Source organism: Serratia sp. LS-1, assembly GCF_003719595.1.
GTDB lineage: Bacteria > Pseudomonadota > Gammaproteobacteria > Enterobacterales > Enterobacteriaceae > Serratia > Serratia ureilytica.
Genome location: NZ_CP033504.1, coordinates 4,781,196 through 4,803,098, shown reverse-complemented (window position 1 = coordinate 4,803,098; position 21,903 = coordinate 4,781,196). Strand labels below are relative to the sequence as shown.

Sequence of the window (21,903 nt, the reverse complement as noted above, 5' to 3'; positions counted from 1 at the left end):
TGCTCCCGTGATTACCAGGCGCCGGTCACGCCTTGCGTGCTGCGACCGGCAGAATATCTTGCCAATGCTGTTCCAGCCACTCGGCGCACTCGGTGCGCGCCGCCGGGCCAAATACGATCGTCCAATCGGGTGGAATGGCGCGGAAATCCGGCCACAAACTGTATTGTTGTTGTACGTTGCGCAGCACCAGGCTGCGCTGCTGTTGATCATCGAACGGATTCAGGCTTTCCATCCTGCGTTCCTTGTGCCGCTGTCGTTACCGATGCCGGATAAGCGGTAGCGAAAGCGGAAGCCCACACCGCCTGCAGCCCGTCGGTCAGGCCGCTGCGCCAGCACAGCGCGTCGTGCCCGCCTTCCACCACCCGGTAGTGCACCCGATGGCCGGCTTCGCTCAGGCGCACCGCCATTTGCCCGCTGACCTGATGCACCAGCTTTTCCTGCGTACCGGCTTCCATAAATACCTTCAGCGCGCCGTGGTTGCCCAGGCCGTGGCGTTCGACCTGTTGCATCAGCCAGCAGGCGTCGTCAGGAATGCTCGGCAGCTGCAGCATGTCGCGCCGCGGCCACCAATAGGAGCCGGACTGGGTGATCACCGCGCCGAAGCGCTGCGGCCAGCGCAGCCCGGCGTACAGAGAGGCCAGGCCGCCAAAGCTTTGCCCCGCCACCACCGTCTCGGCCGGATTGTCGCTGTGCGGCGCCCATTCGGCCAGTTGCGGCATCAGTTCTTCCTGCACCGCCAGCCAGAAATCGTCCTTGCAGGTCAGCTCACGCGCCCGGTGCGGCAGATCGATGATGTCGATCAGCACATACACCGCTTCCGGCAACGCCCCCTCGCGGGTCAGTTGCATCAACGGCGCCCAGACCGGCATTTGCTTCGCCCAGAACTGGCCGTCGAGCAGGATCGCGAGCGGGCGTTCGGCCGGCTTGCTGTCGCCGGTGGTGTAGATCCAGACATCGCGGCTGTTGCCCAGACGCTCGCTCTGCCAGGTATGGCGCTGCAAACGCGCCGGCAGCGGCGGCGTGCAGCGCCCGCTGGCGATCTCATACTCATCGAACGAGCGCCACACCGGCTGCGGCGGCGCATCCGGCATGTGCAGACCGGAAACGCTGTGGCCGCTGGCGCTTTGCCAGGAGCGATAGGGGTTGAGCAGATCGGGAGTGGCGCAGGCGAACACCTGGTGCCACCAGTGACGCAGGTTGTGCATGTTGGCGTGCGCGTCGTCGTCGCTGAACGCCGGCGGCCGCTCGTCAAAACAAGGAATAAAGCAGTAGCTGCCGCGCCAGGCGCCGTTCAGCTCGGTCTGCCAGTACCATACGTCGGTACCGGCCAAACGCAGCAGGCTTTGCGGCGGATTCGGCTGATGGTGGTCGGTCAGGCAGTTGATGTTGATCCACACCCGGCGGTAGGCGGAAGTCAATTCGCATCCCTGCGGATCGCGCCAGAAAAAGGTGGTTCGCCACCGGCCGTTACCCGCCGGTTCTACCCATGGCGTACCGCGTCGTGCCACCGTCAACCACCACCCTGGACTGCCCGCATTGCTGCTGGCCAATAATCTGCTGCTTTCTGACTCTAGTTCTGTATTCACAACGCCTACCCATTTTGTAGTTGGCGGCACCGGGAACGTCGACTTTTCCCTATCGCCGGCCACCGCCCGAACACACTGTAGGCCAAATACTATTGATAATAATTTGCATTTGCAATAGTGTGTAAGGCTTGGAGATCGTGCTGGTATTGCGCGCAACGGACAGGGATCGGGGATACATCAATGGCATCCCTTGCCGCAGCCGATTTTCTATTCCGACTACACAAAAACTACAACCGCCTTTCCCCCATTCGGCGAGGGAGGGCAGCAAGGTAGGACACTCAAATGAAAAGCAAGCTATCACGTTATTCTTTGGCCACTCTTATCGGCTTGGGATTGGGCGCGTCCGCGTTCGCCAACGCCGCGCAGCAGACCGACACCCCCACCACGGAAGAAAACAGCGGCACAGCGGATAAAAAGCCGCGCGGCGAAGACACCATCGTCGTGACCGCCGCCCGGCAGAACCTGCAGGCGCCGGGGGTATCCACCATCACCGCCGACGAGATCAAGAAACGCCCGCCGGCGCGCGACATCAGCGAACTGATCCGCACCATGCCCGGGGTTAACCTGACCGGCAACTCCACCAGCGGCCAGCGCGGCAACAACCGCCAGATCGATATCCGCGGCATGGGCCCGGAAAACACCCTGATTCTGATCGACGGCAAACCGGCCTCCAGCCGCAACTCGGTGCGTCAGGGCTGGCGCGGCGAACGTGACTCACGCGGCGATACCGCCTGGGTGCCGCCGGAAATGATCGAACGCATCGAAGTGCTGCGCGGCCCGGCTGCGGCGCGCTATGGCAACGGCGCCGCGGGCGGCGTGGTCAACATCATCACCAAGAAGGCCGGCGATGCGCTGCACGGCTCGCTGAACGGCTACTTCAACGTGCCGCAGCACAAGCAGGAAGGCGCCACCAAGCGCACCGATTTCAGCCTGTCCGGCCCGCTGAGCGATTCCCTGAGCTTCCGCCTGTTCGGCGGCTACAGCAAAACGCAGGCCGACGCCTGGGACATTAACGAATCGCACAAATCCGAACGCGTCGGCGCCTACGCCAACAGCGTGCCCGCCGGGCGCGAAGGGGTGGTCGATAAAAACATCGACGCCTTGCTGCACTGGGATTTCGCCCATCTGCAGTCGCTGGAGTTCGAATACGCCTATGGCCGCCAGGGCAACCTGTACGCCGGCGATACTCAGAACACCAACACCAACGCCCTGGTGCAGAGCAACTACGGCAAAGAGACCAACCGCATCTACCGTGAAACCTTCGGCCTGACCCACCGCGGCGCCTGGGACAACGGCGTGAGCACCAACAACTACGTGCAGTTCGAACGCACCCGCAACACCCGCCTGAACGAAGGCTTGGCCGGCGGCACCGAAGGCATCTTCGATACCAAGAACACCGGTTTCGGCACCACCAAGCTGGATGACTTCCTGGCGCACAGCGAAGTCAGCGTGCCGTTCGAGCTGGGCGTCGCGCAAACCGCTACGCTGGGCACCGAGTGGAGCCAACAACGCATGAAGGACGGCACCTCCACCAGCCAAACGCTGATGGGCGGCACCATTCCCGGCATGACGGCCGGTACGCGCAGCCCTTACGCTTCCGCGCATATCTTCTCGCTGTTCGCCGAAGACAACATTGAACTGACCGACACCACCATGCTGACGCCGGGTCTGCGCTACGATCTGCATTCGGAATCCGGCAACAACTGGAGCCCGGCGCTGAACCTGTCGCAGGAACTGGGCGACTACTTCACGCTGAAGATGGGCATCGCGCGTTCCTATAAAGCCCCGACCCTGTTCCAGACCAACGGCAACTATCTGCTGTACAGCAAAGGCCAGGGATGCGCCGGTAGCGATACCAGAAACGGCTGCTACCTGCTCGGCAACGACGATCTGAAGGCGGAAACCAGCGTCAACAAAGAGATCGGGCTGGAGTTCCATAACGACGGCTGGCTGGCCGGCGTGACCTACTTCCGCAACGATTACCACAACAAGATTGAAGCGGGTAACTCCCGCATCGCCACCAGCAGCACCGGCACGGCGGTCTATCAGTGGGAAAACGTGCCGAAGGCGGTGGTGCAAGGGCTGGAAGGCTCGCTGAACGTGCCGGTCAGCGAGACCGTCACCTGGAGCAACAACGCCACCTACATGATCGAGAACAAGAACAAGACCACCGGCGATTACCTGTCGGTGATCCCGAAGTTCACCGTCAACTCGACCCTCAGCTGGCAGGCCACGCAGGATCTGTCGATGCAGTCCACCCTGACCTGGTACGGCCGTCAGAAGCCGAAGAAGTACAACTACCAGGGTAAACCGGCCACCGGCGGCGAAACCCGCGAGGTCAGCCCTTACGCCGTCGTCGGCGCCAGCGCGACCTATGATCTGACCAAAAACGTCAGCCTCACCGCCGGCATCGACAACCTGTTCGATAAACGCCAGTTCCGCGCCGGCAACGCGCAGAACGTCGGCGACCCGAACACCGGTGCGATCAACATCGCCGGTGCGGGCGCGGCCACCTACAACGAACCGGGCCGCACCTACTACATGAGCATCAACACCCACTTCTGATGACATGAACCAACGACAAAGGGGTGCTCTGCACCCCTTGAGGTAAATGACAAAGCGGATGACGTTGCCGGGCTTTCATTAGGCGACAGATAGAAAACAAGGAAAATCAATTCATTGATTTTCGGCTGATAACCACAAAGGAGGAAAAACCACGCTTTTTCCTCCTTTGTCAGCCACGAGAAAGGGCGCCGCGGCGCCCTTTTTTTATCTTTCCATTCAGTTATTTGGTGTGTAGCTGAATGCGCACCACGCTTTCGGGTTTGCCGGCCTTGGTGGCAGCGCCGTCGTTTTTCACCGTCACGAACAGCGCGTCACCTTTCGGATCCAACGCCAGACTGTTAGGGTGCGGCGGCAGGTCTACGGTTTGCAGGCGTTTAAGCGTTTTGGCGTCGAACACCGTCAGCGTCCCGGCGCCGTGATCCACGCGCACGCCTTTGCGGTTGGCGACATACAGCCGCTGGCTGCGCTCGTCGAGCAGCAGACCGATCGGTACCTCATCCGTCAGCTCGCTGGCCAGCACTTTGCCGCTGTCCGCATCCAGCGCAAACACCCGGTGGCCGCTGCTGCGCTTCACGTAGTCGCGCCCCAGATGATGGTTGCGGTAGTCGTCGCGATCGATACCCTGATCGACGCCCAGCAGGCGATTGCTCGCCGGGTCATATACCAGGTTCAGCAGCTGATCGGCCTGTACTTCGTGCGTGGCGGTGATCGCCAGCGTGTCGGCGTTCAGGGTGATCACCTGCCCCTGCATGTTGGAAACGAATACCCGACGGCCCTTCTCATCCAGCGTGATGCCCACCGCGTTGTAGCCGAAGCCCGGGATCACTTTCTCCAGCTTGCCGGCTTTGGTATCGACCACGTACAGCACGCTGTCAACGCCGAAGCCCAGGCCCGGCAGGAACAGGCGGCCGCTTTGCGCGTCATACTTGAGCTCGCGGAGGCGGTACAGGTAGTCCTCGGTGATTTTGAATTTCTTCAGCTCCGCCAACAGGAAGTCCAGGCGCTTGCCGCTGATGCCCGACTGCTTGTAAGCCTGCTCCAGCACCGCTTTGTCCAGCAGCTTGATGCTGCCCAGCGCGTGGTTGGTGGTGGTGTCCACCACCCCGACTTCGCCGTTGAAGGCCTGCGTCAGGTACAGGCGATTGCCCGCGTCGTTCAGCGCCACGCCGAAGCCTTTCACCTGCAGCGGGATCTCTGCCTTGATCGCCAGGGTGTTGGGATCCAGCCGCAGCACGCGGGAGCGCGCCTCTTCCTTCCAGTCCGGCGCGCTGACGAACAGCGCCTGCTGCGAGGTGCTGTAGGCCATCTCCACCACCGCCGACGACAGCGCCTGGCGCTTGATGTCCTGCGGTTTGATGCCGGCATCGTCCGCCTGCGCGGCGCCGGCGACCACCAGAGAGGCCGCCACCAGCAGCGACAGTAACGCGCGCGGGGTTGCTAGGGTTCCAGACATCCTTTTATCTCCTTGAAAATCATGCTTTCGGTTAGAGTGAAACAACGTCATGCCTGCGGCCCGGGCGGCAGCGCCGCCAGAGCGATATCACCAGCGATGTGCTGCGCAAACTGGGTAAAGACATGCTGAACGCCGTCGGCGATCAGAGTGGCCTGCTCCCGGCTGTAGTGGTCCTGACGGTAGGTCATCATCACCCGCAGGGATTTCTTCCCGGCCAGATCGTCTTCCATCACCTCAAACTGCAGGCCGAGCAGCGATTCGGCTTTCTCCGGCTCCACCTGACGGTAGGCGATCGCACTGCCGTCCTGCAGCCGGAACTCGCCGTTCAGCTTGATGCGGCTGTGGATCTGGATGAACACTTCGAACATGTGGTTCTTGCGGTCGGCGTCCACGCCGAACAGCCCTTCTTCCACCAGATCGATCGGAATGTCGGTGTACGGCAGCGAGCCATTGATGGTGTTTTTCACCTGGCTGACCAACCCGGCCACCGTCAGCCCTTCGTCAAAGCGCACGCGGTGCACCACCACGGTGGTGAAATAGCCGACGGTATCGAAGAACTCGGCGTCGTTACGGCCAGAGGTTGAGGTGCCCACCAGCAGATCCGCCGGGCCGCCCAGCAGACGCAGCGCCGAGGTAATCCCGGCATACACCACGTTGAACAGCGACGCGTTGTTGCGGCGGGCAAGCTGATACAAGCCTTCCGCCACGGCAGGATCGACCTCGAACTCCAGCCAGCCGCCGTTGACGTCCGCCGGTGCCGGCACCGCCGGATGGGTGGACGCTTCTTGCCGGAAGATCGGCTGGCCGACCGGCGCGCCGCGCAGCGCATCGAGCCAGTAGTCCAGATGTTGCTGCTGCACCCCGGAGGCCCGCTGCTGCCGGGCGAAAGTGTGGAACTGCGGCGGCTGCCCGCTCCACTGCGGCGCCTGGCCGACGACGCGATGGCGATAGGCGATGCCCAACTCGTCCATCATCAGGTTGAGCGACCATTCATCCAGCACCACATGGTGGAACAGCAACGACAGCAGCTGTTGGCCGTTGTCCGCATCGCGCAGCAGCGTGGCGCGCAGCGGCAGCTCGGCGGCCAGATCGAACCGGTGCTGGCCGGCGTCGGCCAACAGGGCGGCGGCATTACCCGCTGGCGTCTCGTGAGAGAAGCGGAACCACTGATAATCCGGCAGTTCTGCGGCCGGCACCACCACCTGTACCACCTCCCCCTGCTGCTCGACAAAGCGTGAACGCAGCACGGTATGGCGAGTCATGACGTCGATAAACGCCTGGTGCAGCGCCGTTTCGTCCACCGCATCGAAGAAGCGCAGAGAGAACGGCAGGTTGAAAATCTCGTCATGGCCGAAGGCTTCATACACCTTCCACAGCGATTCCTGCGCCAGCGACAGCGGCGCCTGCGCCCGATCATGATCGTCAGCGATGGCTACCGAGGCATTCGGCTGCGCGACGTTCAGGCGTTTGGCGTAGCCCGCCAGCCCGCGCGCCGTCGGATGGCTGAACAGATCGTTAATGTTGATTTCGATCTGATGCAGGCTCAGCAAGCGGCCAATCACCCGGGTAGCGACCAGCGAATGGCCGCCGCGATCGAAGAAGTCTTCATCCAGGGTCATTTCCGGGGCCACCAGCGCCTCACGGAACTCCTGCAAAATCAGCGGCGCAACGCTTTCGTCGGCGTCGCCGTTCGCCACCGGCGCGGCCATCGCCGGGGAAGCGGACTCAGCCACCGGCAATGCGACGGCAATTCGCTGCCCGGCCAGGAAAGCGCTGAACTGCTCCAGCAGGAAAGGCGCCGCGTGCGGAGACAGGCGCGGGTCGGTGACCAGCTCCAGCGTCAGCGCTTCCGCCTCGGGCAAGCCCAGCAGCAGCGCCAGTTCAAACGGCGTATGCAGCGGCGGCAGCAACAGGCGCTCGGCATGAACGCCTTCCAGCCGCCACTCTGCGGCCAGCTCGTCGCGCCAGGCCACCAGCAGCTGCGCCCGTTGCGGATCCGGCTGTTCAGCCACGGCCTGCGCCAGCAGCCGCTGCCCGATGTCGCCCTCGCCATGCTGCACGGTCAGGCGCATCAGCGGCGCCGCCGTCAGGCCCAGCTCCAGACCGACGCACTCCGCCGTTTCTGCGGCCGGCACGCACAGCTGGACCGCTTGGCCACCGGCCTGCGCGGCGACGAACTCGGCAAACCGCGCCGCCACCGCCGCCAGCAAGGCCCGCGGCGTGTCGTTGGCGGGCAACAGCGAGCGCGCAATGCGCGTGACCACGCGCGCGCCCACCGACGGCAAGGCTTCAGCACGCTGCGCCGGGCTGCGGTAATCCTGCAGCGAAACCGCCTGGCGCGCCCAGGGCAGCTGTGGCTCAGGGATTTCCGGCGGCTCGACCGGCTCCGCCGCGAAAGGCAGAGGCATCGCATCTCCGTTATAACGGGCGGACAACATCGCCGGCAGGTGGCGCCACGGCAGCGTTTCCGCCAGGATGTCATGCAAGACCGCGCCCAACATCACGTCACCGCCCGGCGTGAGCAACAGCAGGAAGCGCAGCGGCGCTTCGCTTTCCAGTTCAAACGGCGCCGCCTGCGCCTGGAGCAGGCAATCCATGGCGTGTTGTTCATCCGCCACCTGACGCAGGCTCACCGACAACGGCGCCGAATCGGCGGCGCGTTTAATCAGACCGTTTTCGTCATCAAAAACGTAATGCACGTTCACGCCCGGCGTTTCCCGCACCAGCGCCTGCAGCGCCGCCGTCAGTTGGGCGATATCCACCTCTCCCGTCAGGCGCCAGGCCAGCGCCCGCTGCCCGCGCGCGTCACCCTGCTGCAGATGGGCAAACCATGCCCGTTCTTCGGCTTCGCTTACCGGCCGCTCGCCGTTCGCCGCCCCCGCGCCCAGCGCCTGAAACGCGCTCTCCAGCCGCTGGGCCTCTTCATCGCTCAGAATGCTGTCAAAATCACCGATCACTGCGTTATCTCCTTTGCCCGGCCGTGCCGGGATAGCGCATAAAACGGGGGACATTCGTCCCCCGTCACCGCGATAGCGTTAGAAAGTCAGCTCAACCGCTGCGCCGACCAGGCGGCCTCGCTGGAGCGTCGCCGTGTAAATGTCATTGCTTCTGACCATCTCGCGGCGGTCGGAATCAAACAGGTTTTTCGCATACAGCGTGGCGCGACCGTAGTCGAAGGTGTAAGCCAGCTGGGCGTTGGCCGTCCAATAGGAGCCGATGCGCCCGCGCGAGTCGTTGTCGTATTGCGAATAGTAGGAGTCGGTAAACGCCACATTGCTGCTCAGCTCCCACCCTTTCAGGAACTGATATTTGGCGCCCATGTTGGCGGTGTAAGCCGGCGCGCGCGCCAGCTCATGCCCTTCCACGCCGCTGCCCGAGAACTTCTTGATGTCGGTTTTCAACAGGCCGAGGTTGCCGAACAGTTCGAAATCCCAGCGCGGCTGCCAGGTAGCGCCGATTTCCGCGCCGTAGGTTTCCACCTTGTCGGCGTTGCGGATCACGCTGGAGTTCTCGCCCAGCGAGTACGGCAGCTGCATATCCTTGTAATCGTTGTAGAAGATGTTACCCGTCAGCACCACATTGGCGTCTTTCAGGTGATGGCGGGTGTACAGCTCGTAGTTCCAGACATACTCGGAACCGTAGGTGTAGCTGACCACCGGCGTGCCGATCGTGATGCCGCCGCCGCCGGCGTTATAGCCGCGTGCGATCTTGGCGCCGTAGGTTTGGGTATCCGTCGGTTTCCAGGCCACGTCCAGCTTCGGCAGGAACACGGTGTAGGTTTCATCGAAATCGATGCGCACCGCCTGGCTGCCGCCGTCTCGGCGACGATGTTCGCGCTCCAGACGGCTGGCGGCGGTCACGTCCACCTGCGGCGTCAGCGCATAGGTCAGCTCGGCGAACGCCGAATGGGTATCGGTCTTATCCTTGAAGGTCGAGCCGCCGAAGATGTTGACGAACTCATCCTGCGTGCCGTGGAAGTAACGCAGCCCCGCCAGCCCGTGCAGGCGGCTGTCCGCGCCGCCGAAGCGCACTACCGGCTCCACGTGAACTTCCTGGCCGTCGATCTCGGCGTATTGGATGTTGTAAGCGGTCGGACGGTTGATGTTGAAGTCGGTGTAGATAACGCGGTTTTCCAACGTCAGTGCGTCGGACTGCTCCCAGGCCAGATCCCAGATGGTGCTGTTCATGTTGCTTTTGAACACGGCGCGGCGCGGATCGTGGCGCGGGTTGGTCGGATGCGGCTGCGGGTTGAGGCTTTCGTTCTGCGGCGCGGTGCTGCCGAAGTGGTTGAAGGTCAGCTTGGTGGTCAGATCGCGCAGGCCGGCCGGGTTGAACAACAGCTTGGCGCGGGCGGTGGTGGCTTCCACTTCGCGCGGATCGCCCACCGGCGCATAGGCCGGCAGATCGGCTTCGCTGCGGCGGCGCTGGCGATCGACGCTGACGCGGAACGCCAGCTGATCTTCCACCAGCGGGCCGGACGCCATGGCCGCCAACTGTGAAGAGTGCTGGTTGCCGGCCCCGCCCTTGAAGGCGCTTTCCCACTCGAAGGTCGGATCCTTACTGGCCATGACGATGGCGCCGGCGATGGCGTTGCGCCCCTGGATGTAGCTTTGCGGGCCGAGGAACACTTCGACGCGATCCAGATCCCACAGCGACTGCGGACCGAACGCCTGTTCGTTATAAGTCAGCGAACGGCCGTCCAATGACAGATTGAGGCGCGGGCGGGTGCCGCTAAGGAAAGCGTTGGCGCCGACGTTCGGGCCGGAACCGTCGATGCCGCGCACGGTCGGCAGTTCGTTGCCGATGCCCAGATCCACCACGTTGGGGGTCATGCGCAGCAGATCGGGGATCTGCACCGCATCGGGCATCGAGGCGATGCGGTTGCTGTCGAACACCTGCACGCTGGAGCCGGTGTCGAAAATGGACCGTTTGATCTTCTCACCGGTGACCAGCAGCGTTTCCGCGTCCTGGTAGGTTTCGTTGCTCTTCGTTTCCGCCGCGTTGACGTTACCGATCGCCAGTGAACAAACCCCTAAAAATACGGAGGAAAATGCCCCAATGGCTTTCAACCCCGCCTTTTCCCCGTTTCCTACGCTTTCATGCCGTTGAGCCGCAAAATGCTTGCCCATAGATGTCTTCTCCTTTCATCCCAGAGGTGCACAAAATTTGATTTTTTTTTACACAACCTACATCGACACTCACACAGATCATGACGCTGCGGCCTTCCCGGCCTTGCTGTTGCTTATCCCTGCGGCAAACCCATGTCTTTCGCGGCCGAACGGGCGCGGCCCCGTCCACGGCCAAGCCGCCGGCGGAGCGGCCGGCAGCTTGTATAAAAACGTAAAATAATGTTAAGAATGATAATATTTTGCATTTTCTAATGCAAATCATTATCAATAAAGGTGTGAAGCCTGACAAGATAACTGCCAGAAACCCTTATACTTTCGCAGGAAAAACGAGCGCTGTAATAACAAGCAATCATTTCAATGCTAAGAATAATATAGATAAATTATTCACGCCCAACGCCCTCTCTGCTCGGTATTGCTAAAACGCCTTATAGATAGCACCCGTGCGCCAAATGGATCAAATAATAATAATTTTCATTCCTATTAACATTTGGATATATTCTTGCAGTCTCGTTGGCTGAATCAAAATGGATACCCGATGAAAGCGTTAACCACGATGCAGGCCGCCTATTGGGTAGGCCGACAGTCCGCTCCCCCTCTGGGCGGCATGGCCGCCCACCTGTATGCGGAGTTCGACGGCGGCGAGCTGGATGCCGCTCGGCTCCGCCAGGCCGTAGAGATGTTGTACCTGCATCATCCGCTGCTGCGCCTGCGCATTACCGACGATGGCCGACAGACGATCGCGCCCCCCAGTCCCCGGCATACCTTGCATCTCGACGACTGGCGACACGCCGATGAAGCGACGCTGGCGGCCGCGCTCGCCGCCAAACGCCAGGCGAAAAGCACCCAGCTGCTGCCGCTGGAACAGGGCGTTCCCTGCGATATCAGCCTGAGCCTGCTGCCGGAAGGGCACAGCCGCTTGCACGTCGATCTCGACATGATCGCCGGCGATGCCATGAGCTTTCGCCTGCTGATGGAGGATCTGGCGGCGTTTTATCACCAGTGTCCGGCGGTGCCCTCCCATGACGCGCCGCCGGCCTACTTCGATCACCTCGAACGACGCAACGCCGACGAGGCGCTGCGCCAGCGGCGCGAACGCAGCCAGCGTTGGTGGCGTGCTCGCCTGGCGCAGGTGCCGCCGGCGCCGCGCCTGCTGCGCACGCCGGACCGCTGCCGCAGCGATCGTTTGGCCATCCAGTTGAATGCAGAAGAAAGCCGCGCGCTGGAGAGCGTGGCCAAGCGGCACCACACCTCCCTCTCGACGCTGTTTCTGGCGCTGTTCGCGCTGGCCGTCGGCCAGGGTTGGAACATGACGCGCTTCCGGCTCAACGTGCCGCTGTTCCACCGCGAGAGCGAACGGGAAGACGCGCATCGCCTCGTCGGCGACTTCTCTAATCTGGTATTGCTCGGCGTGGAATTGAACCCGACGGAAAACCTGAACGCCTTCTGCCAACGCCTGATGGCGCAGCTGGCGGAGCTGATCGAGCATGCGGATTATCCCGGCGTCAGCGTGATGCGCGATCTGTCACGCCTGCACGGCAGCCTGCAGCCTTCGCCGGTGGTGTTTACCGCCGGTTTCGGCATCCGCGGCAAGACGCTGTTTTCCGAACGGGTCGCCGACACCTTCGGCCCTCTCGGCTGGGTCATCTCTCAGGGGCCGCAGGTCGCGCTGGATGCGCAGGTCGCCCACGTCGACGACGGCATTCTGATCAACTGGGACGTGCGGCTGGACGCGTTTCCCGAGCACGTGTTGCCACGCCTGCTGGCCTGTTACCGGGCGCTGCTGCACCTGGCCGCGCGGCAAGCGGGGGCGTTCGATCGCCCGCTGTCGCAACTGCTGGCGCAGTGTACCCCCGACGCGCTGGCGCAGCAGGCGCCGGTGCGCCAGGTGCTGCACCGGCTGCTGGAGCGGGTGGCTCCCGAGGCCGGCTTGCACGACCACGACGATATCCACCGCTTGGCCCTGCCGGATGCTGGGGTGAACGCGCTGCTAACGGTGCTCAACAGGTATCTGGCGGCGGCGCTGACGGTGCAGGATCTGGCGGCGCATCCCTCTCCGGCGGCGCTGGCGGCATTGATCTGCCAACGCTCGCCCGAGGCAGGACGGCATGCGAAAACGCTGCTCGCCGCGCTGGCGCCGCAGCACTGAGATCGGTTTCCGGGCGCGCGACGTCCGGCACGTTTTAATCGGTTAGCGACTATAGGGAAGCACCATGGAGACACCATTAACCGCACTGCAGCAGGCCTATCTTCTCGGCCGCAGCGATCGATGGCCGCTCGGCGGCGTGGCGATGCACGACTTCCGCGAATACCGCGCCCGGCAGCGGGATGTGCCGCGCCTTGAAGCGCGCCTGGCCGAGCTGGTACAGCACTACCCGGCGTTGCGCACCTGCATCGATGTGCAGCGCGGCACGCAGCACGTGCGCCCGGAAATCACGCTGCATCTGGATCGCCACGACCTGCGCTCGCTGGATGACGAAGCGGCGCAGCGCCAGACGGAACAACTGCGCGAGCGTTACTCCCACCAGCGCCACGATCCGAGCCAACCGCTGTGGCGCATCGCCGTGATCCAACTTGCCGAACAGCAGGATCCGACGGGATCGCCGTACGATACGCTGATCTTTACCAGCTTTGATGCCTTGATCCTCGACGGCCAGGGGATCTCCGCCGTGATCGCGCGCCTGTTCGACGATCGCCCTCTGACGCCGACCGCCGCCGCGCTGCCGCCCCCTGCGGCATCGGCGGCGCAACGCCAGGCCGATGCCGCCTATTGGCGCGAGAAGCTGCAGGATGTCACCACCCCGTCGGCGTTGCCGTGGCGCGCCCCGCTCGCCAATCTCACCGCATCACGCTATCGCCGCGCCACCCTGACGCTGCCGCACGACACGGTCAAACAACTCGGCCGCCTGGGATCGCCGCATGCGCTGCTGCGCAACAGCCTGCTCTCGGCGCTGATCCTTGATACGCTGGCCCACTGGACCACCGACGGGGAGCTGTGCGTCGGGGTGCCGGTGGCGTTCCCCGCCGCCGACGGCGCGCTGGGCAACGCCTCCAGCTTCGTGGCGGTGCGCTATTCGCGCTACGGCGAAGACTTTATCCAGCGCGCGCAAGCCTTGCAGGACGATGTGCTCGGCGCGCTCGATCACCTGGCGTTTTCCGGCGTCGATCTGGCGCGTCAGTTGCTCGGCCAAAGCCAGGGCGGCCCGGCGCTGCCGGTGATCCTGACCAACTGTTTGGGTTGGGAAACGCTGCCGGCCGAGGCGCCGGTGCGCTTCCACGATGGCCTGACCCAAACGCCGCAGGTCGCCATTGATATCCGTCTGACGCTGGACAGCGAAAAAAACCTGCAGCTGTGCGTGGATTACGCCGAGCAGGCGCTGCACGGCGAGCAGGTAGCGGCCATACTGGCGGCCTTGCAGCGGCGCATCCTGCACAGTTGCCAACGCGCCGATCTGGCGATCGCCCCGCGAGATTTCATCGATCTGGCGCATTACCGCCACAACGACAGCGAAGCGAATTACGCGCCTTATCCTTATCTGGCGCAGCTGACCGAGCGGCTGTTCGGCGCGCATAACGGCGGCAACGCGCTTATCTGTGGCGAGCAGACGCTGACCTATCGCGAGCTGGGTCAGCAGATCGCCACGGCGATCGCCAACCTGCAGAGCCGCGGCGTACAGCCGGGCAACGTGGTGGCGCTGTATTTGCCGCGCAGCCCGGAACAGATCATCTTCAGCCTCGCCTGCGCCCTACAGGGGGTGATCTGGGTGCCTATCGACATCAACTCGCCGCCGGAGCGCACCGCCTACCTGCTGGAGAACTGCCGGCCGACGCTGGTGGTGCACGGCGGCGATCTGGAGACGCCGATCGGCGTGACGCCGGCTACCCTGCTGACGCCGACAGATCGCGCGCCTGCGCTGCCGGATGAACAGGCGTTGACGGAACGCAGCGCCAGCCAGGCCGCGAGCTATTACCTGTATACCTCCGGCACCACCGGTAAACCCAAGTGCGTGGTGCTCAACAACCGCGCCACCGCCAACGTCGTGCACCAAACCCAACAGCGCTGGAGAGTCACCGCCGACGACGTCTTTATTTCCGTGACGCCGCCGCACCATGACATGTCGATGTTCGATCTGTTCGGTTCGCTGTGCGCCGGCGCCACGCTGGTACTGCCGGCGCCGCATCAGGAAAAAGACGCCATCAGTTGGAACCAACTGGTGGAAAAACATCGGGTCAGCCTGTGGTGCTCGGTGCCCGCCATTCTGGAGATGCTGCTCACCTGTAAAACGGCCGACAGCCTGCGCTCGCTGCGCCTGGTGGCGCAGGGCGGCGACTACATCAAGCCGGCGACGGTGCAAACCCTGCGCACCTTACGCCCGGATCTCGCGCTGTTCTCACTCGGCGGGCCGACCGAAACCACCATCTGGAGCATCTGGCACCCGATCGCCCCGCAGGAGAGCGGCACCGTGCCTTACGGCCGCCCGCTGCCGGCCAACCGCTATTTCATCTGCCATGACGACGGCAGCCACTGCCCGGCCGGCGTGGTCGGCCGCATCCATACCGCCGGGGTCAACCTGGCGTTAGGCTATCTGGAGCAGGGGGAGCTGAAGCAGCACGACTTCGTCACCCTCGCAGGGCCGGACGGGCAGCCGCTGCGCGCTTTCCGTACCGGCGATCAGGGCTATTACCGTCCGGACGGCAACATCATGTTCGCCACCCGGGTGAACGGCTATGTGAAGATCCGCGGCGTGCGCGTCTCGCTGCCGGAAATCGAAGACGTGCTGCGCCGCCATCCGGCGATCCGGGATATGGTGGTGGTGGATTATCCCAGCGGAGAGAACAACGAGGCGGCGCTCGGCGCCCTGTATCTGACCCGCGACGGCAAGCCGCTGCCGCTGTCCGAGATCCGCGCCTTTGCCACCGGCTATCTGCCCTGTACCCATATTCCCACGCGCTTTATCCACGCCGAGGCGCTGCCGCTGTCTGCCAACGGCAAAACCGACCGCCATCGTATCCGCGCCGACCTGAGCCAGCGGCAAACCGCGCCGGCGCTGAACGCCTGCGCAGCCCCGCCGCCGAACGCGCCTTTGGCGCGCAGCGCAGAGATCCTGACCATCTATTGGCAGGCGATCGGCGTGACGCCGCGCCCGGAATGGGGAGAAGAGACGGCGTTTATCGCCATGGGGCTGAAGCTGCCGCATATCAAACAGGTGGCGGAGCGCCTCAATGACGCTTTCGGCACCCGGCTGGTAAGCAGTGCGCTCTTGCCGTGCAAGAATGCGCGCGAAGTGGCGGCGTTACTGACCAGCTGAAGCCACATCACTCGGGCGGGGATATCCCCCGCCCGCAGGTTATCAGGCGGGCAATGCCGTCAGGGCCGCGAGCGGTTGCTCCCAGGCTTCTCGCTGCAGCGCGCGCAGCAGAAATTCTTGCAGCACCTCGCCATAGTCCAGCGCATCCTCCGTCGGGAACTGTTCCAGATAAATATCGATATCCACCTGCAGATCGCGGGCGTCGGTGCGGCCGCGATACGTCAGGTTGAAACCGTCGCCCGAGCCGCCGGCCAAAACGCGCCGGGCGCCGCGACAGCCGACAAAACGGGGCGCATCGAAGGGTTGCACGTTGATGAAGGGAGAAATAAAGAAGCGCGAGTTCGGATCCACGCCGCGATCGGCGGCCAGTTGGCGCAGACGATAGCCGGCGTGGCTGCGCAGCTCGCGCAGCTGCTGCGTCAGGGTGGTCAGAAAGCTCCCCAGCGTCTCCATTGGCGACGGCGATACCAGCAGCGGCAGGGTATTAACCGCCAGCGAAGGGACGTTGGTGGCGGCTTGCCCGCGGCGATTCATCGCAGGCATCCACATCGGCAACGCATCGCCCTGCCGGGCGTGACGCGGCATGACCTGAAACAGCCAGACCGCCGACAGCGCCACCAGCAAGTCGGGCCAATTGATGCCACTGCGTTCCGACTGCTGCGCCAGACGTTGCGCGACTTCTGTCGGCAACCGACGGTTGACGCTCAGGCGTCGCACGCCATACTCCCCGCCGCCCTTACGCACCGTCGGCAGCGCCTGCGACGGCGGCAGATAGGCCTGCCAAAAGCGCCGATCGCGCTCGCAGCGTTCAGAATCGACGTAGGCCAACTCGGCCTGTTGAAAGGGGGCGAAGGCGCCCAAAGGGATGCCCGCGCTCCCCTGGCCGAGGTAGTGCGCATATAGCGCGGCGCAGCGGTGCTCGATTAGCGCCATGCCGAAACCGTCGACCAGAATATGGTGCGCACGCACGTACCAGAGGTAACGCTCCGGTCCCAGCTTCAGCAGCCAGGCGGCGGCTAACGGTTCGCGGTGCAGCGCCCGGTGCTGCGCGATATCCTCGTGCATCAGGCTTTGCGCCGCCTGCCAGGGATCGCGATGCGTTTGCAGATCGATACGTTGCAATGACGGTATGCGCTGTGGCTCGTGCCGTAGCGGCGGTGGATGGTCGCCACGCCGTTCGCCAAAGCGCAGGGCAAACGCCTGCGTCTCGGCGAGGGTGGCGGCGATCGCCCGGCAGAGCGCCGCTTCCTCTATTGCGCCGCACAGTTCGGTGCAATGGGCGACGGTGGATAAGGTCTGCCCAGGGTGCAAGGTGTATTCTTCCCAGAAATCAAGCTGCGCTGGCGCCAGCGGCAACCATTCAGAGGCCAAAGCGGTGTCCGACATGTTACCTACCTTTGATAAGCCTGAATAAAAGCGCCGAACGGGCGATACCCCGCCGTTCAACGGCTTTTGTGTGTCTCCATACATCATCAAATGAAAATGATAATAACATCTATTATCATTTCCAATAATTTGGTAACACTTTAGATTCTGTTAAGCGGGGATGCAAGCGACGCAGCGGGGGCAGAGAAAAGAAAGTGGCAGGCTGAAAGGGCATAAAAACAAAACGCCCCGGGCACGGATGCCCGGGGCGGTTTTCATATCCCGCTAGCCGGTGATTAGCCTTGATTGGCCGGCTTCACCTTCTGCGCCAGGAACTCCGTTTCGTAGGCCAGCGCCTTCTTGCGATCGAACTGGTGCTCCCACTTGGCGATAACCAGTACCGCCAGCGCGTTGCCCACGACGTTCAGCGCGGTGCGCGCCATATCCAGGATACGGTCCACGCCGGCGATAAACGCCAGGCCTTCCAGCGGAATGCCGACGCTGCCCAACGTCGCCAGCAGCACCACGAACGAGACACCCGGCACGCCGGCGATCCCTTTCGAGGTCACCATCAGCGTCAGCACCAGCACGATCTCCTGCCCCAACGATAGCTCAATGCCGTACAGCTGGGCGATAAAGATGGCGGCGATGCTCTGGTACAGCGTCGAACCATCCAAATTAAAGGAGTAACCGGTCGGCACCACGAAACTGGTGATCGACTTGGGCGCGCCGTAAGCCTCCATCTTTTCGATGATGCGCGGCAGCACCGTTTCCGAACTGGCGGTGGAATAAGCCAGGATCAGTTCGTCTTTCAGGATGCGGATCAGCGTCCAGATGCGCAGGTTGCACAGCCGAGCGACCGCCCCCAGCACCACCAGGGCGAAGAACGCGATGGCGAAGTACACCAGCACCACCAGCTTGGCCAACGGCAGCAGCGAAGCGAAACCGAAGTTCGCCACCGTGACCGAAATCAGACCAAACACCCCGATCGGCGCATAGCGCATGATCATGTGGGTGACTTTGAACATGCTCTCGGACACTGCCTTGAAGACCTTCAGCAGCGGCTCTTTGGTCTCTTTCGGCAACGACGACAGCCCCAGACCAAACAGCACCGAGAAGAAGATAATCGGCAGCATGTCGCCCTTGGCCATCGACGAGAAGACGTTCGACGGGATCAGCGACAGAATGGTCGCCACCAGGCTGTGCGAACCGCTTTGCACCTGTTCGGTGGTTTTCTCATACTGCGAAATGTCCACCGTGGTCAGCGTTGACATATCGATGCCGTGGCCCGGTTGGAAGACGTTGGCTAAGGTGAGCCCCACCACGATGGCGATCGTGGTGATCACTTCGAAGTAAATAATGGTTTTCAATCCGATGCGGCCCAGCTTTTTCGCATCCCCCACGCCGGCAATACCGACGATCAGCGTGGAAATAACGATCGGCACCACAATCATCTTAATCAGACGAATAAAGATATCACCCGCCGGGCTGAGAATATTGCTCACCAGCCACTCACGAGATTCGGTCTGGTTGTGCAATACCGCGCCAACAATAATACCCAGCACCAACGCGATCAGGATTTGCCAAGCCAGGCTAATTTTTACACTTTTCATACCCAAAAAGTCCTCAAAGACTCTTTGCGCCGTACAAAGTCGCAACACGGCGAAAAGAATACTTAATCATTTATTACAGGCTTATGTTAATTCAGTGGAAGCGTTCACCTGCCCTGGGTGCGACGCAGTATAAATCTGTATCATCCGGGCGGCATGCTCTGCAAGCCTTGATTTGTCAGGGTTGAGCGCTGAATCGAATCACAAAAAATTCGCGCAACTATTTCAAATGGCATAATTGCTTGTTATTAAAAACATAATTTTTCATATAATGAAGCACATAACCGCGCCAGCGACGTTTTTTTGAACGCGATTAAAATGCGTTATTTTTCGTCCATTCTGCATATTTAGTCCGCATCAAATGTTTATATTTTGTTACTCAAAAGTCAAATAAATGGGAATTGACCGAGTGACATTTTTACCCATAAATGCAGCGCCGTTTTATATTCCGATTAAAAATCGAACAATTCGGCATGATGAATGCCACACGGTATTTCCCGAGTTTTCATCAGGAATTAAGCGTTAATAGAACGTTATTTCACGATGTGCCGTCCATCGTTATATCGCGTTAATACCAACTTCGAATATTAATAGCGAAAAATAATCAAAAAAGATTTATAGCGCGAAATAATGTCGGTCTCTCCCCCCTTATTAAGCGCGAGGCAAACACCCTCGCCTTTGTTTATTCTTTTTTGTTCTTTAGATAAGTGTTTTTGGCTAAAAAAGCGGGTTTATGATGATTTAAACGCCAAATAGATAGATACGTACTGCAAATGCGACAGAACTATTACAAATCAATATCTTTGTTGCGTGATCTGCCGCGCAAAAAAGAAACAAAGAATCGTAGCAAACTATACTTAACCTTCAGTTGACATATCATTAACAACTTCAAGGAGAAAAGCTATGAGCCAACTGCATAAACACGCTATTCCTTCTGCAATTGCAGAATGCGCCCTGATTAATCCGGCACAATACCAACAGTATTATCAACAGTCGGTTCAAGACCCAGAAGCTTTCTGGGGTGAGCATGGCAAAATCCTGGACTGGATCAAACCCTATACCAAAGTCAAAAACACCTCGTTCGATCCGGGCCACGTCAGCATCCGTTGGTTTGAAGACGGCACGTTGAACCTGGCGGCCAACTGCCTAGACCGTCATTTGGCTGAGCGCGGCGACCAGACCGCCATTATCTGGGAAGGCGATGACCCGACCCAATCCAAGAAAGTGACCTACAAACAGCTGCACCATGATGTCTGCCAATTCGCCAACGTGCTGAAAAAGCTCGGCGTGAAAAAAGGCGACGTGGTGGCTATCTATATGCCGATGGTGCCGGAAGCGGCGGTCGCGATGCTGGCCTGCGCCCGCATCGGCGCCGTACATTCGGTGATCTTCGGCGGCTTCTCACCGGAAGCGGTCGCCGGGCGCATTATCGACTCCAACGCCAAACTGGTGATCACCGCCGATGAAGGCCTGCGCGCCGGCCGCGCCGTGCCGCTGAAAAAGAACGTCGACGATGCGCTGAAAAACCCCGGCGTGGTCAGCGTGGCCAACGTCGTGGTGTTCCAGCGCACCGGCAAACCGGGTTACTGGCAGGAAGGGCGCGATCTGTGGTGGCATGAGCTGACCCAGGACGTTTCCGCCGATTGCCCGCCGGAAGAAATGAACGCGGAAGATCCGCTGTTTATCCTGTACACCTCCGGCTCGACCGGCAAGCCAAAAGGCGTGCTGCACACCACTGGCGGCTACCTGGTGTACGCCGCGATGACCTTTAAGTATGTGTTCGACTATCACGACGGCGACATTTACTGGTGCACCGCCGACGTCGGCTGGGTCACCGGTCACAGCTATCTGCTGTACGGCCCGCTGGCCTGCGGCGCCACCACGCTGATGTTCGAAGGCGTACCTAACTATCCGGGCGTCAATCGTCTGTCTCAGGTGATCGACAAACACCAGGTCAACATTCTGTATACCGCGCCGACCGCCATTCGTGCCCTGATGGCCGAAGGCGACAAGGCGATCGAAGGCACCCGACGCGATTCGCTGCGCATCATGGGCTCGGTCGGCGAACCGATCAACCCGGAAGCCTGGGAGTGGTACTACAACAAGATAGGCAACGCCAAATGCCCGATCGTCGACACCTGGTGGCAAACTGAAACCGGCGGCTTCATGATTACCCCGCTGCCGGGCGCCACCGAGCTGAAGGCCGGTTCCGCCACGCGGCCTTTCTTCGGCGTACAGCCGGCGCTGGTTGATAATGTCGGCACGCCGCAGGAAGGCGCCTGCGAAGGCAACCTGGTGATCGTCGACTCCTGGCCGGGCCAGGCGCGCACCCTGTTCGGCGATCATGACCGCTTCGAGCAAACCTACTTCTCGACCTTCAAAGGCATGTATTTCAGCGGCGACGGCGCCCGCCGCGACGAGGACGGTTACTACTGGATCACCGGCCGCGTCGATGACGTGCTGAACGTCTCCGGCCACCGTTTGGGCACCGCCGAGATCGAGTCCGCGCTGGTATCTCACCCGAAAATCGCCGAAGCGGCGGTGGTCGGCATTCCTCATAACATCAAAGGCCAGGCGATCTACGCCTATATCACGCTGAACCACGGCGAAGAACCGACGCCGGAGCTCTATGCCGAAGTGCGCAACTGGGTGCGCAAAGAGATAGGGCCGATCGCCACGCCGGACGTGCTGCACTGGACAGACTCGCTGCCCAAAACGCGCTCCGGCAAGATCATGCGGCGTATCCTGCGCAAAATTGCCGCCGGCGACACCAGCAACCTGGGGGATACCTCCACGCTGGCGGATCCGGCTGTAGTCGACAAGCTGTTGGAAGAAAAACAATCAATGAAAGTGCCGTCATAATTTACGCCGCTTCAGGCCGCTCATTCG

Annotated in this window: 11 protein-coding genes; 4 read left to right on the top strand and 7 right to left on the bottom strand. The window is 61.6% G+C overall.

Annotated features, from left to right (window positions below):
• Window positions 1-25 precede the first annotated feature (25 nt).
• Window positions 26-232 carry an MbtH family protein gene (locus EDY99_RS22830; RefSeq protein ID WP_033644173.1) on the bottom strand — a complete coding sequence of 69 codons (207 nt, stop codon included), beginning with the start codon at window positions 230-232 and terminating at the stop codon, window positions 26-28.
• Complete coding sequence (gene fes / locus EDY99_RS22825) at window positions 207-1,586, bottom strand: enterochelin esterase (protein WP_074446879.1); 1,380 nt, start codon at window positions 1,584-1,586, stop codon at window positions 207-209. The genes EDY99_RS22830 and fes overlap by 26 nt, the downstream gene beginning before the upstream one ends.
• A 282-nt stretch (window positions 1,587-1,868) precedes the next feature.
• Between fes and EDY99_RS22820 the strand changes: the two genes are divergently transcribed.
• The gene (locus tag EDY99_RS22820) at window positions 1,869-4,151 is read left to right on the top strand and encodes a TonB-dependent siderophore receptor (protein WP_047573056.1); all 2,283 of its coding nucleotides are present in this window, start codon (window positions 1,869-1,871) and stop codon (window positions 4,149-4,151) included.
• A 220-nt stretch (window positions 4,152-4,371) separates the two neighbouring features.
• Here EDY99_RS22820 and EDY99_RS22815 read toward each other — a convergent pair whose 3' ends face one another.
• The 3 genes from EDY99_RS22815 to EDY99_RS22805 form a co-directional block, all read right to left on the bottom strand.
• Entirely contained in the window at window positions 4,372-5,604 is a 1,233-nt protein-coding gene (locus tag EDY99_RS22815; RefSeq protein ID WP_103101951.1) for a YncE family protein, read from the bottom strand.
• Between the two features lie 47 nt (window positions 5,605-5,651).
• Window positions 5,652-8,561, bottom strand: a complete 2,910-nt coding sequence (locus EDY99_RS22810; RefSeq protein WP_060660060.1) for a condensation domain-containing protein — start codon at window positions 8,559-8,561, stop codon at window positions 5,652-5,654.
• Window positions 8,562-8,639: 78 nt separating this feature from the next.
• A complete protein-coding gene (locus EDY99_RS22805; protein WP_033641581.1) occupies window positions 8,640-10,733 on the bottom strand; it encodes a TonB-dependent receptor in 2,094 nt (697 codons plus the stop codon).
• A gap of 535 nt (window positions 10,734-11,268) precedes the next feature.
• Between EDY99_RS22805 and EDY99_RS22800 the strand changes: the two genes are divergently transcribed.
• Window positions 11,269-12,879 (top strand): condensation domain-containing protein, encoded by a 1,611-nt coding sequence (locus EDY99_RS22800; protein WP_123062084.1) that lies wholly within the window; start codon window positions 11,269-11,271, stop codon window positions 12,877-12,879.
• A 64-nt stretch (window positions 12,880-12,943) separates the two neighbouring features.
• Complete coding sequence (locus tag EDY99_RS22795; RefSeq protein WP_122004665.1) at window positions 12,944-16,039, top strand: amino acid adenylation domain-containing protein; 3,096 nt, start codon at window positions 12,944-12,946, stop codon at window positions 16,037-16,039.
• Between the two features lie 42 nt (window positions 16,040-16,081).
• Here EDY99_RS22795 and EDY99_RS22790 read toward each other — a convergent pair whose 3' ends face one another.
• Window positions 16,082-17,425: a condensation domain-containing protein gene (locus EDY99_RS22790; RefSeq protein WP_046688075.1), complete on the bottom strand. Its 1,344-nt coding sequence runs from the start codon at window positions 17,423-17,425 to the stop codon at window positions 16,082-16,084.
• Window positions 17,426-17,700: 275 nt separating this feature from the next.
• Window positions 17,701-19,017 carry a glutamate/aspartate:proton symporter GltP gene (gene gltP, locus EDY99_RS22785; RefSeq protein WP_033641576.1) on the bottom strand — a complete coding sequence of 439 codons (1,317 nt, stop codon included), beginning with the start codon at window positions 19,015-19,017 and terminating at the stop codon, window positions 17,701-17,703.
• A 900-nt stretch (window positions 19,018-19,917) separates the two neighbouring features.
• On the opposite strand from gltP, the gene acs reads away from it, so the two are divergent.
• A complete protein-coding gene (gene acs / locus EDY99_RS22780) occupies window positions 19,918-21,876 on the top strand; it encodes an acetate--CoA ligase (RefSeq protein WP_123062083.1) in 1,959 nt (652 codons plus the stop codon).
• Window positions 21,877-21,903 lie beyond the last annotated feature (27 nt).